General features: G+C 56.5%; 12 protein-coding genes. 5 read left to right on the forward strand and 7 right to left on the reverse strand.

Features of this window, described 5'->3' with window-relative positions:
* Positions 1–89: 89 nt before the first annotated feature.
* From mrkI to AC3EMD_RS04350, 5 genes are all read right to left on the reverse strand, one after another.
* Positions 90–674, reverse strand: coding sequence for a transcriptional regulator MrkI (gene mrkI, locus AC3EMD_RS04330; protein WP_038421769.1), 585 nt, complete (start codon positions 672–674; stop codon positions 90–92).
* Positions 675–679: 5 nt separating this feature from the next.
* A complete protein-coding gene (gene mrkH / locus AC3EMD_RS04335) occupies positions 680–1,384 on the reverse strand; it encodes a transcriptional activator MrkH (protein ID WP_008806362.1) in 705 nt (234 codons plus the stop codon).
* 382 nt (positions 1,385–1,766) lie between these two features.
* On the reverse strand, positions 1,767–2,645 hold the full coding sequence (locus AC3EMD_RS04340) for an aldo/keto reductase family oxidoreductase (RefSeq protein ID WP_012967270.1): 879 nt from the start codon (positions 2,643–2,645) through the stop codon (positions 1,767–1,769).
* Between the two features lie 119 nt (positions 2,646–2,764).
* On the reverse strand, positions 2,765–3,994 hold the full coding sequence (locus AC3EMD_RS04345) for an amino acid permease (protein WP_008806360.1): 1,230 nt from the start codon (positions 3,992–3,994) through the stop codon (positions 2,765–2,767).
* 124 nt (positions 3,995–4,118) lie between these two features.
* Entirely contained in the window at positions 4,119–4,580 is a 462-nt protein-coding gene (locus AC3EMD_RS04350; protein WP_008806359.1) for a multidrug/biocide efflux PACE transporter, read from the reverse strand.
* Between the two features lie 102 nt (positions 4,581–4,682).
* Between AC3EMD_RS04350 and AC3EMD_RS04355 the strand changes: the two genes are divergently transcribed.
* The 3 genes from AC3EMD_RS04355 (at position 4,683) to ompK26 (ending at position 7,794) form a co-directional block, all read left to right on the forward strand.
* Positions 4,683–5,552 (forward strand): LysR family transcriptional regulator, encoded by an 870-nt coding sequence (locus tag AC3EMD_RS04355; RefSeq protein ID WP_008806358.1) that lies wholly within the window; start codon positions 4,683–4,685, stop codon positions 5,550–5,552.
* A gap of 118 nt (positions 5,553–5,670) precedes the next feature.
* Positions 5,671–6,849, forward strand: coding sequence for an acetyl-CoA C-acetyltransferase (locus AC3EMD_RS04360; RefSeq protein ID WP_008806357.1), 1,179 nt, complete (start codon positions 5,671–5,673; stop codon positions 6,847–6,849).
* A gap of 249 nt (positions 6,850–7,098) precedes the next feature.
* Positions 7,099–7,794 carry a KdgM family porin OmpK26 gene (gene ompK26 / locus AC3EMD_RS04365; protein WP_012967271.1) on the forward strand — a complete coding sequence of 232 codons (696 nt, stop codon included), beginning with the start codon at positions 7,099–7,101 and terminating at the stop codon, positions 7,792–7,794.
* 134 nt (positions 7,795–7,928) lie between these two features.
* Here the strand turns inward: ompK26 and AC3EMD_RS04370 are convergent, their stop codons facing one another.
* Complete coding sequence (locus AC3EMD_RS04370) at positions 7,929–9,104, reverse strand: oligogalacturonate lyase family protein (protein WP_008806355.1); 1,176 nt, start codon at positions 9,102–9,104, stop codon at positions 7,929–7,931.
* Positions 9,105–9,590: 486 nt separating this feature from the next.
* Between AC3EMD_RS04370 and kduD the strand changes: the two genes are divergently transcribed.
* Positions 9,591–10,352, forward strand: a complete 762-nt coding sequence (gene kduD, locus AC3EMD_RS04375) for a 2-dehydro-3-deoxy-D-gluconate 5-dehydrogenase KduD (RefSeq protein ID WP_012540639.1) — start codon at positions 9,591–9,593, stop codon at positions 10,350–10,352.
* Positions 10,353–10,650: 298 nt separating this feature from the next.
* On the forward strand, positions 10,651–12,072 hold the full coding sequence (gene araE, locus AC3EMD_RS04380) for an arabinose-proton symporter AraE (RefSeq protein WP_008806353.1): 1,422 nt from the start codon (positions 10,651–10,653) through the stop codon (positions 12,070–12,072).
* On the opposite strand, the gene AC3EMD_RS04385 is transcribed toward araE, so the two are convergent.
* Positions 12,069–13,064, reverse strand: coding sequence for a LacI family DNA-binding transcriptional regulator (locus tag AC3EMD_RS04385; protein ID WP_008806352.1), 996 nt, complete (start codon positions 13,062–13,064; stop codon positions 12,069–12,071). The two genes, araE and AC3EMD_RS04385, sit on opposite strands and share 4 nt — an antisense overlap.
* Positions 13,065–13,098: the final 34 nt, after the last annotated feature.

The following is a 13,098-nucleotide window of genomic DNA, read 5'->3' on the forward strand; positions in this document are numbered from 1 at the left end:
GCTACCTGATGGTTAATGGGAATGGCAGGAAATGTAAATCAACAGCGAATAAGTACGCTTTATCCGCTATTGATTTACTGGAGCATAATTTAACATTGATGGAGTGCGGCAATACGCTGGTTCATGGCGCGGGAATTATCAATGCCCAGCTTTTGCATGATATGGATACGATGGCTGTGAACCGTTTTATGGGCAATGCCGAGCAGGGCGGCAATACGCTTGTTATTATTGTTGGCAATCAGCAGTTCGAGGATCTGGCACTCCCGTGGCGACAGCTGTTTGCGCAACCTTCGCGGTGGCAGTTCGCTGGCGCCCTCTGCGCGATTGACGATAGAGGAAAAAAGAGATAATGGAGATTTTTCGCTAATAATCATGGCATTATCAATAGTTATCAACTCTCTGCACAGGGCGACAATGTCGCTTTTCACCACCAGTACCGGCTGTTGGCAGCGCTGCAGAGAAAGGCGAAGCGCGTTCAGCAGGTCGACGATTCTGATGGCAGAAATATCCTTATTAATTAAATTGAAAATAACTGTCTGAGCCAGTGGTAGATGTTTCTCATGGATAACGTCGCCATAACCAAGACGGGTGATATTTTCATGGCTATCAATAAGGTAGTGATAGATTGAGTGACCAATGAGATTATCATTGGTGTACAGCAATATACTGTCCAAGGGTATCAGATTCTCTTTTTGCGCTTGGCTTCTAAGATCAGGTCCAGCAGTATCTTCTCTATTCTGCGCTGGTCATCGAGATGGCGGAACTTAAACTGGCAGGATATCTGATAGTAGCTTTCACTCTCTTCATTGGCGTCATCAAGGGTGATAACAATGACATTCTTTACCACCAGGTCAATGGTGATCTCACCATATTCCGCGAGCATCAGTACAGCATTTTTCAGTAAGGCGTTATGGCTGAGAAATTTCAGGTTCGGCGTCCTGGTCATCAATGCGCAACCGCCATCTGAAATGTCTTTGATGTCGAAAAGATAGTTTTCGCCATTTTTATGGCGACCGCGGCAATAAAAATCATGTTCGTGGCGTAAACGAAAACGGGGATCGCGGCGGCGCTGTACGACCTGCAGACATTCAGGCAAAGAAAAGGCGTAGCGGATACCTTTATCCACACCGCTATTGTCATGTTTTGTCAGGGGTGCATTAAACTCTATTTTCCCTGAATCACTATGCAGGAGAAAGCGAATTTTATGCCCCGGCGGGATTTTGCGGTGAGTCTGAATATGGAACTCGGCAAAATCCACACGTGTCAGTTGGGTTACGATACTCGTGTTGTTAAAAAATATTTCAATTTCAGTACGTTTGCGCAACTCCTCTCTGAAAATAGCAATAATTTCATACTTACTGGTCTTTATCGTTCCCTCTGTCATGTGCTTCCCTTGTAAATAGTTGTCGTGAGGCGTTTGATTTTTCTTATAGCAATAGCAACATTCTGATTGGGTTAATCAGATGTTTTTATGAGCGTTTGATGTTATTGGCTATCTTTGCAGCCAGATTGATATGTATAAACTTGGAATTTGATATTGTGTTTCCTGTAATCAAGAGTTTCAAATTTTGGTCATGACAAAAACGACAACGGCCTCCATGCTGGAGACCGGTCGAAGGATAAAAACAGTAGTTTGATTAACGGGGATAATGAGAAAACGATCGTCGATCACACCCCATTTGTAAGATCTATAGTGCCAGCAGTGTTGAGGTTTTTCCAGGCAAATATTAAGGATAGCTGTCGTTCCCCCCATTTCTCCCCACGGGTCAGGGGCGTGCGCGGGTGGCGATATTATCGAGGATGCGCAGGGCGTCTGCCGGCAGGACCAGCTGCGCGGCGGCAATATTTTCCGCCAGATGCGTGCGGGAAGACGTGCCGGGGATCAGCAGAATATTCGGCGAACGCTGAAGCAGCCAGGCCAGGGCGACCTGCATCGGCGTCGCCTCAAGCGAGGCCGCGACCTCGTTCAGCTCCTGCGCCTGGAGTGGCGTAAAACCACCCAACGGGAAGAAGGGCACCCACGCGATGTGCTGCGCGGCGAGCGCATCGACCAGCGCGTCGTCGGCGCGATGGGCAATGTTATAGAGGTTTTGCACGCAGACGATGGGCGTCATTTTCTGCGCATCCGCGACCTGTTTTGCCGTCACGTTGCTGAGGCCGATATGGCGGATCAATCCTCGCGCTTTGAGCTCCAGCAGGGTAGTGAGCGGCGCCTCCAGCGAGCCTTCCACCGGGCCGTGGGGGCTGAGCATACTGCGCAGGTTCACCACCTCCAGCACGTCGAGCCCCAGGTTACGCAAATTATCCTCGACGGCCTGGGTCAGTTCGGCAGGCGACATGGCCGGCAGCCAGTTGCCCTTCTCGTCGCGGCGGGCGCTAACCTTGGTGACAATACACAGGTCGTCAGGATAGGGATGGAGCGCTTTGCGGATCAATTGATTGGTCACATGCGGACCGTAAAAATCAGAGGTATCGATATGGTTTACCCCGGCCTCGACGGCGGCCTGCAGGACGCGCACCGCCTCTTCGGGATCTTTCGGCGGGCCGAAGACGCCGGGGCCGGCCAGCTGCATCGCGCCATAACCCAACCGATAAACCTGGCGATCGCCGAGCGTGCCGCGACCGGATAAGGTGACACTGGACATACGAACTCTCCTTACGGTGGCTAAGCCGTAAGTGTAATCCGCTCAGGGGAAAGGGAAGGGTGAGAATATTGTCAGAATGTGCGGCAGCGGCTCAGGTAAGCCGCTGCCGCCAGAGGCGATTAGCCGAAGAACATCACTGAAACGCAGAGCAGGCCGACCACCAGCGTAATGGCGTTACCCACCGAGCGGTACGGTTTAAGCGCCGGAATAAGCCAGGTGGACAGTGTGGGCATGATAAACAGGATCATGGCGATGAGCGGCCCGCTGATGGCGTAGATCATCGAAATGGCATTCGGGTTGATAAAGCACACCGCAAAGGTGAAGGCGGAGACCAGCAGGATCGACATCGCCCGGTTGAAGGCGCGGCTCTTACGCACCCCGACCAGCCCCAGCGAACTCTTGACGATTTCACTGGCGCCTTCAATCACCCCGAAGTAGGTGCCAAGGAAGGATTTCGACATGGCGACCACGGCAACGATGATGCCGGTTACCGCCAGCCAGCCGGGCGCGCCCGGCACCATCGACAGGGCGGAAAGGATGGTCACCCCCTGATCGCGGGCGCTTTCAATATAGGTCGCCGGGATCGCCAGCAGACAGCTGAAGACGAAAAACAGCACGCTGGCGCAGATGATGGTGTAGGCCACCTTCATGATTTTTTTGCATTTACCCATGGCCAGGTCGCCATGTTTCTCCTGCTGGTCGATAGCAAAAGTAGAAATGATCGGCGTATGGCTAAAAGCGAAAACCATCACGGGAATGGAGATCCAGATCTGATGGAGCGTGTGCGTGCTGAACTGCATCTGGCTGGTGAGGTGCTCAGGATGCCAGTCGCGGATTAAATAGAGGGAGAGAAACAGGAAGCAGGCGATAAGCGGGAAGACCAGAAAGCCCATCACCTTGATGGTGACCTGCCGCCCCATGAGAAAGATCAGGTTGAGGACCAGCACAACGCCCAGGCTCAGCAGCGCGCGCAGCGTGGGGGTCACCGGCGTACGATGCGCCACCTGCTCGGCAAGCGAGTTGGTGATGGCCACGGCATAGATGAGCACCACGACGAAGAAGGCGAGGAAATAGAGGCCGGTGATCAGGTTGCCGATTTTCTTACCATAGTAGTGATTGACTGCGCCGGTGATCCCGGTTCCCGGCGCGATATTGGCCGAGAGAATAAACTGGCTCAGCGCTTTGTGAGGCCAGTAGGTGAGCGGCCAGGCGACCAGCGCGGTGATGAACAGGACAATGGCGCCAGCCGAACCCAGCTGGATCGGTAGAAATAGCGTCCCAGCGCCTACTGCAGTGCCATATAAGGCAAAACTCCATAGAGTTTCTTCTTTAGACCAAATTTTAGACATTATGCGACTTTATCAACCGGTAAACCAAAAAAAAGGAGTGCAATTTACCATATTTATGGTTCGTCTGTTGCGATAGTTTTTGGTGATAAAGTCGCGGCGGATCGTGGAGGATCCGCCCGGGGCACTACCCGCGCGCCGGCTGGCGTGGGCGGCGGCGGCGGATAACGCGCTCGCGCAGGGTGTCCCATGCCCAGTTAAACGCCATGGTATAGGGCAGGAAGAAGAGCATGAAGCCGATCTCCAGCATAAACGCCTGCAAGAGCGATACGCCCAGCACGATCGCCACCATGGTGACGCCAATGATGATGAATCCGGTCTCAAAGCCCAGCGCGTGCAGCGCACGCACTTTCAGCTGGCGGGGAAAGCGGGAGACCGGCCACAGGCGATCGAACATCGCGTTATAGATGATGTTCCATACCATCGCCAGGGTGGCGAGCAGAATACTCAGCCCGCCCATCTCCACGACCGAGCGCTGCATCAGCCAGGCGGCGGTAGGGGCGAGGATCAGCGTCGCCAGTCCTTCGAAGGTGATGGCGTGGATAACGCGTTCCGTAAGCGTCTTGCGCTGATGAGGGATCTGTTGCATGGCGAGCGACCTCCAGTTTTAGCCTGAACAGGAAATTACCCGGCATTTTATGGAAAAACATGATAAAAAAAAGATAGAAACCATCGATAAAGTAGATAGATTATGCGTTATTCCCCGGAAGCGTTAACCGCCTTTGTGGAGGCGGTTGACTGCGGATCGTTTTCCGCTGCCGCCCGTCGCCTGCGTAAAAGCCAGTCGACGATCAGTACCGCTATCGCCAACCTGGAGGCCGATCTCGGCGTGACCCTCTTTGACAGGGCAACGCGGCAGCCGACGCTGACGCCGCAGGGGGAGCAGGTGCTGAGCTATGTCAAAGCGATCCTCGCCGCCAGCGAGCGGTTGGATGAGCTGGCGGTGTCGCTCGCCGGTGAGACGGAACCGCGACTGACCTTCGTGCTCTCGGACACCCTGCACCCGGACGTGCTGGAAGATCTGCTGGTGCAGTTTGACCGCCGCTTTCCCCATACCGAGTTTGAGTGTTTGATTGGCGAAGACGAGGATGTGATCGATCTCCTGCAAAAAGCCCGCGCCCAGGTGGGGCTGATTGAGGCCAGAGATCGCTACCCGACCGACATCGGCAGCACCCGCCTGCCGCTGCAGACGGCGATGGGCATTTACGTGGCGCCTGACCATCCGCTGGCGGCGCAGGGCAAGGTCGTCTGGGATGAGCTGCGCAGCTGGCGTGAGCTGCGGTTGAGCACCTTTCTGGCCAGCGCCACCGAACCTGCCGCAGGTCAGGTCTGGTCGGCGCCAAACTATCTGCTGCTGCTCAGCATGGCAGTGCAGGGATTCGGCTGGTGCATTCTGCCCTGTGCGCTGGTGGCGGAGTTTGCGCCGCAGGGCGGGCTGGTGGCGCTTGATATTCCCGGCTGGCCGCGGGCGATTTCGGTCGATCTGCTGTGGAATAAGAAAGCGCCGCCGGGGGCGGCCGGCAGCTGGCTGCGTGAGCATCTGCAGCGGCGTGAACGTTAATAAAAAGCGGTTTCTTTGTGATTGGCTTCACTTTTTTTAAACAATTACAAAGTTTTTTGATAACAATTATCTAGTATATCGCTGTTTCTTTGCGCAAAAGCACGGGCAGGGGTAGAGGATGAAGGATGTCGTGATCGTCGGGGCGCTGCGAACGCCGATTGGCTGCTTTCAGGGCGCCTTATCGCGCCATTCAGCCGTCGAGCTGGGGAGCGTGGTATTGAAAGCGCTGGTTGAGCAGACAGGGATCGATCCGCAGAGTGTGGATGAGGTGATCCTCGGCCAGGTGCTGACCGCCGGTACCGGGCAAAACCCCGCGCGCCAGTCCGCAATTCGCGGCGGGCTGCCTAACACTGTATCGGCCATTACCATAAACGACGTCTGCGGCTCCGGCCTGAAGGCTTTGCACCTCGCCACCCAGGCGATTCAGTGCGGGGAAGCGGATGTGGTGATCGCCGGCGGCCAGGAGAATATGAGCCGCGCTCCGCATGTACTCACCGACAGCCGCACCGGCGCCCAGTTGGGCAATAGCCAGCTGATTGACAGCCTGGTGCATGACGGACTGTGGGATGCCTTCAACGATTATCATATGGGCGTTACGGCGGAAAACCTCGCCCGGGAATACGGCATCAGCCGCGAGTTGCAGGACGCCTGGGCGCTCAGCTCACAGCATAAGGCGCGCAAGGCGATTGATTCCGGCCGCTTTCGCGACGAGATTGTCCCGGTTATTACCGAGCATAACGGCGCGGCGCGCACCGTGGATACCGATGAACAACCGCGGGTGGATGCCAGCGCGGAAGGGTTGGCCAGCCTGCAGCCTACCTTCGACCGCCTCGGGTCGGTGACCGCCGGCAACGCCTCCAGCATCAACGACGGCGCGGCGGCGGTGATGATGATGAGTGAAGCCAAAGCTCTTGAACTGGGGCTGCCGATCCTCGCCCGGATCCGCGCCTTCGCCAGCGTCGGGGTCGATCCGGCGCTGATGGGCATTGCCCCGGTGCACGCCACCCGTCGCTGTCTTGAGCGGGCCGGCTGGCGGCTGGACGACGTCGATCTGATCGAAGCCAATGAGGCCTTTGCCGCTCAGGCGATCTCGGTTGGCCGGGTACTGGAGTGGGATGAACGGCGGGTCAACGTCAACGGCGGCGCGATCGCGCTCGGCCACCCCATCGGCGCCTCCGGCTGCCGGATCCTGGTATCGCTGGTGCATGAAATGATCAAGCGTGATGCCCGTAAAGGGCTGGCGACGCTGTGCATCGGCGGCGGTCAGGGCGTGGCGCTGGCGGTAGAGCGCGCCTGACGCTCTGTCTCGATCTACATGGCCTCCTGCGGGAGGCCTTTTTTATGCGCCGCGCTTTGCCGAACCCTGCTTTTTCTCGCGTATTTCACTTCCCCCCTGGCGAATTTATTGAGCTCCGTCACGTCTTGTTGTGCCACATTTTTTGAAACAAATAACTACGATCCTGGTCACTAAAACTAAGGTGCTTAAAAAATAAAATAACGTTTCATAAAAACGAAATGACATTTTATTTATTATAAGGGGTACCCTATGTTAAAACGATCTCTGGTTCTGGCCGCCCTCTGTGGTATGTCTTTTGCGGCGACTGCGGTAACGATAGATTTACGTCATGAATTTATAGATGGCGGCAAGAGCGATAAAAGTAACGCCGACCGCGTCTCCGTTTCCCACCGTTTTGCCAACGGGCTAGGCTTTACCGTCGAGGCCAAATGGCGCTCGGGTGGCGACAACGGTTCGCAGCCCTATTCAGACGTGGTGGGTAATGGGCATGAAGACACCATCAGCTGGCGCTGGAAAGCAACGTCGAACTTTTTCCTCACCCCCGGGTTTACCATTGAGAGCAACGACAGCCGCTCCATCTACAAGCCGCACCTCCACGTGCAATACAGCTTCGACAACGGCTTCTATGTCGCCGCTCGCTATCGCTATGAATACACCCGTTATCCGAACAACGCCGGTAAAGATGATGACAAAGTTAACCGCGGCGACGCGTGGGCCGGGTTTGCGCTTGGTGACTGGCGTACAGAGCTGAACTATGTCTATGCCCGCAGTTCCGAAGGGGTCAGCCGCAACGACAACAAACCCTACTCGCAGGAATATAACGTGAAGGTGGCTTATAAGCTGGATAACAACTGGTCACCGTATGGTGAAATTGGCAACGTCGGGGTGAACGACCGCAGCGATCGTCAGACCCGCTTCCGCGTTGGGGTGGCCTACTCGTTCTGACAGACCATTCAGCCCTCATCGTTTGTTTTCCCCGGCGCCGTCAGCCGGGGTTTTTTATGGGGGAAAGAGAAGGGACAAAAAAAGCCCTCCACGAAGGAGGGCAAGGCCAGTGACAGAAAGAAGTGTGGCGTGGATCAGGCGCTTAGCATTGGCGGATGCTCGGGTAATTTCGCGATATAGATGGCCGGTTTACCGTCTTTATCGGAGCTGAACAGAATGGCGCTGTCGTCCGGGGTAAACGAGGGGTGCGGGTGAGTCACCTGACGGCTGTTGGCCACCGTCGCCCACGAGGTATCATGACGCGCGACGCGGAAGTAGCGTTTTTGCGCCACGTTAAAGACATACAGATAAGGATCGTTATCAATGGAGTAGCCGCCGGTATCTTTGACATCCACCGGGGTCCCTGAGCCATCGCCCACCAGCAGCGTGCCGTCGAAATTGCTCATCAGATGCGAGCAGGCCGGCATGGTCATCAGGGCCTCGTTGACGCCGCTTTCGGGATCAAAGCGATAGATCGTCCGCCCCTGCTGACCTTTCAGATAGGAGACGTAGATCAGCGCCGAACCGTCCGGTACCCAGAATTCATGGGTGCAGCTTTCGCCCGGGGCATGCGTTTTCACTTTGCGGACGTGGCTGCCATCTTCATTGACCAGCCACATGCGGGCGTCCACCAGATCGTGCGGCCCTTCATGGCAGAAGGCGACGGTGTGGTCGTCGAAGGGACGATAGATTGGGTGTCCCAGCCAGATTTTTTCCTCATGGATCACCTGGCTCTCACCGCTGTGCAGGTCGACGCGCAGCAGGCGGCAGTGTGGTCCTTTGTGAAAGAAGTCATGGAAAATCTGCCAGTCGTTGAGCGGCGTCCAGTCGCTTTTCGCAATCTCAATGCCCACCAGTTTGCTGCAATCGCTGTTTGCCACCCAGGTGCCGTAGCCGACCCAGTCATCACTGACGCGATAAACTTCGCGCTCAACGAGGGTGGTCAGATTCACCTCCAGCAGGGTGCGGTCATTTTTCACGTAATAAAGCGACTTATCGTCCGGGGAGAGGAAGCCGCCGAAGGTGTTATCCCCGGCGCCTTCCGTCAGCTGGATGGCCTCGGCGCTGGCGATATTCAGCAGATAGTAGTTCCAGTGGCCGTCAAACTCGCCGGCGAACAGTAAATGGCTGCCATCGTTAAAAAAACACTTCTGATAGAAGTAGTTGCGATGACAGGTGACCTCCGGAGGGGTTAAGCGGGTAACTTCCGCTCCGGTATCCGGATCGTGGCTGACCTGATAATTCAGTTTGACCCGCATGCCTTTAGCCATGTAGTGCTCCTTTCTTTCCTGCGATGCCGCTGGACCAGAGGCGTGTCGCTGAGTGATGTGTTTTAAAAGATGAGTGTTAATTTATCAAAACATCGTTTCATTATTTGTGATGCTTCACGCAGTTCAGCGTAATTCCCGCATTTTCAGCGGCCTGTTGGCCTCTCTTTGTTCGCCTCTCCAGACAACCGGTTGAATCATCGTCCTTTTAACACCTCTCCCGCCCGGCGCGTGCCGCCGGGTGCCTTCGCTTTTTCTTTTTTTGTAATCTCCACCATAAAAAATGAAACATCGTTTTAAATATTATTGAAAATGACAGGGGGCAGGGCTAAGATGGCACCCATCAGCAAAAACGGAACTCTGTTTTATTTTCATTATGGTGGGCTATGCCCGAGAGTTCACCCCACGCTCAGCTCCGCCATCGGCGTGGGCAGGGCCGAGAGAACCTTGCCTGCACGCAGCAGGCTCTGAACGATTAAGGAACACATTATGATTCTTGATGCATTCTCCCTGCAGGGAAAAGTAGCCGTCGTGAGCGGATGCGATACCGGTTTAGGTCAGGGAATGGCCCTCGGGCTGGCGGAAGCAGGATGCGATATTGTTGGTATCAATATCGTCGAGCCAGTGGAAACCATCGAGCGGGTGACGGCGCTGGGACGCCGCTTTCTCAGCCTGACCGCCGACCTGCGCCAGATCGACGGTATCCCCCAGCTGCTGGAGCGTGCGGTGGCGGAATTCGGCCATATTGATATTCTGGTCAATAACGCCGGGCTGATCCGCCGCGAGGACGCGCTGGCGTTCAGCGAAAAGGACTGGGACGACGTCATGAACCTGAACATCAAGAGCGTATTTTTCATGTCCCAGGCGGCGGCGAAGCACTTTATCGCCCAGGGCAGCGGCGGGAAGATCATTAACATCGCCTCCATGCTGTCTTTCCAGGGCGGGATCCGCGTGCCATCGTATACGGCGTCCAAAAGCGCGGTGATGGGCGTGACCCGCCTGCTGGCGAACGAATGGGCCAAACACAATATCAACGTCAACGCCATCGCTCCGGGGTATATGGCGACCAATAACACCCAGCAGCTGCGCGCTGACGAACAGCGTAGCAGCGAAATTCTCGACCGCATTCCCGCCGGGCGCTGGGGCCTGCCGGCCGATCTGATGGGGCCGGTGGTATTCCTTGCCTCCCCAGCTTCCGATTACATCAATGGCTACACGGTGGCGGTGGACGGCGGCTGGCTGGCGCGCTAACCCCCTCCGCGACGGCCGGGGCGGTGAGTATCGCACCGGCCGAGTGAGCAATTATTGTCCATATCAATAAGTGATAATCGTCCATATTCTATATCGCCTGATTAATGTTACTGCCCTGTATGGACAGGGTTATTCACTATGACAAACGCATTTTTTGTTCCTTAGAAACTTTAATGTCCATCACAAAACCTCTCCTGCCAGCAAAATAGTCCATATCTTTGGCTTATCCAGCCTGACAAACTCCTCCGCCAGTCACGTACTTTCGTCCTATGTCTTTCTCTGTGTGGCAGGAATAAAAATGACTTCAATCAGTAACGACTCTGCATTAACGCCGCGGACACAACGTGACACCCGGCGGATGAACTGGTTTGTTTCTATCGCTGCGGCGGTAGCGGGGTTGCTCTTTGGCCTGGATATCGGCGTGATATCCGGGGCGCTGCCCTTTATTACCGACCACTTCACCTTATCCAGCCAGCTTCAGGAGTGGGTGGTCAGCAGTATGATGTTGGGGGCGGCGATCGGTGCGCTGTTTAACGGCTGGCTGTCGTTCCGCCTCGGCCGTAAATACAGCCTGATGGCGGGGGCTGTGCTCTTTGTTGCCGGCTCTATCGGCTCCGCTTTTGCCGCCAGCGTGGAGGTGCTGCTGATAGCCCGCGTGGTGTTGGGGGTGGCCGTCGGGATCGCTTCCTATACCGCGCCGTTGTACCTCTCCGAGATGGCCAGTGAGAACGTGCGCGGGAAAATGATCAGTATGTACCAGCTGATGGTGACCCTCGGCATTGTGCTGGCGTTTCTTTCCGATACCGCCTTTAGCTACAGCGGTAACTGGCGCGCCATGTTAGGCGTGCTGGCGCTGCCGGCGGTGATCCTGATTATTCTGGTCGTCTTTTTGCCGAACAGCCCGCGCTGGCTGGCGGAGAAAGGACGCCATATCGAAGCGGAAGAGGTGCTGCGGATGCTGCGCGATACCTCGGAAAAGGCGCGCGACGAGCTTAACGAGATCCGTGAGAGCCTGAAGCTGAAGCAGGGCGGCTGGGCGTTGTTTAAGGTCAATCGTAACGTGCGCCGGGCGGTGTTCCTTGGCATGCTGCTGCAGGCGATGCAGCAGTTCACCGGCATGAACATCATCATGTACTACGCGCCGCGTATCTTTAAAATGGCGGGCTTTACCACTACCGAACAGCAGATGATCGCCACTCTGGTGGTGGGCCTGACCTTTATGTTTGCCACCTTTATTGCGGTGTTCACGGTGGATAAAGCGGGTCGTAAGCCGGCGCTAAAAATCGGCTTTAGCGTGATGGCGCTGGGCACCCTGGTGCTGGGTTACTGCCTGATGCAGTTCGACAATGGCACCGCCTCCAGCGGTCTCTCCTGGCTTTCCGTCGGCATGACCATGATGTGTATTGCCGGGTATGCGATGAGCGCGGCGCCGGTGGTGTGGATCCTCTGCTCCGAGATCCAGCCGCTGAAATGCCGCGATTTCGGTATCACCTGCTCGACCACCACCAACTGGGTGTCGAACATGATCATCGGCGCCACCTTCCTGACGCTGCTTGACGCGATTGGCGCCGCCGGTACCTTCTGGCTCTACACGGTGCTCAACGTGGCCTTTATCGGCGTCACCTTCTGGCTGATCCCGGAAACCAAGAATGTCACCCTCGAGCACATTGAGCGCAACCTGATGGCGGGCGAGAAGCTGCGCAACATCGGTAACCGTTAATGTGAGGCGCGCGGCAACCACGGGCTGGCGACTTTGCGCGTCTCCCGATGGTTGTCGCCGTGAATGATATGCAGGGCGCTCAGGCGCCCGATGTCGTAGTGCGGCAGCTGCACCGTGGAAAGCGGCGGCAGAAACAGATCGCCAATGCCCACCATATTGTCGTATCCCACCACCGCCACGTCCTGGGGAATGCGTAACCCCTGACCCAGCAGCGTCTGATAGACCATAAACGCGATGCGATCGTTGCCGCAGATCACCGAGTCAAAGCCAGGTTTACCCTCGCGGATATGCGCCAGCACCACCGCCGGGATATCGTGGTAATGCTCATCGCCCTGGCCCATATACGAATGGATCAGATGGTCCGGTTCGATACCCGCCTCCCGGCAGGCGCGCTCCAGCCCCTGGCGGCGGCGGATCGTCGCCAGCTGGCTGGCGGGTAAGTGCAGGCACAGCGGATGACGATAGCCAGCGGCAAGCAGGGCTTTCACCGCGTCGTACTGGCCCTGTTCATCGTCCGGGATATAGCTGGCCACCGGCTGGCTGAGGCTTTCGCAGTTGGCCAGCACGCAGGGCAGAGTCAGCAGTTTGTCCGGCAGCGGCACCTGGCGCAGCCCCATGGTGGTAAAGATAATGCCGTCCGGACGGTGGGAGAGGAGCAGGTCGACCACCGCTTCCGGACTATCGTCCGAAAACATGTTGACCACAAAGCTGTTCCAGCCGTGGGCGCGGGCGGTCTCTTCGATCGAGAGGGTGATCTCCACCGAAAAGGGCGTGGTGACGGTATCCAGCGCCAGCACGCCGATGGTGCTGGGGGTGGCGCGCGCCCCGCGGATCTTCTTCGCCGACAGGTCGGGGACGTAGTTGGTCTCGGCGATGGCGGCCTGCACGCGGGCCAGGGTCTCCGGCTTGAGCCGCTCCGGGGTGTTCAGCGCCCGCGAGACGGTCATCAGAGATACATTCGCCAGTTTTGCTACATCTTTCAGGGACGCCATTTTTTCCTCCGCCGTGGCTGCAGAGTACAGGCTA

This window comes from Klebsiella sp. PK18 (assembly GCF_057784655.1).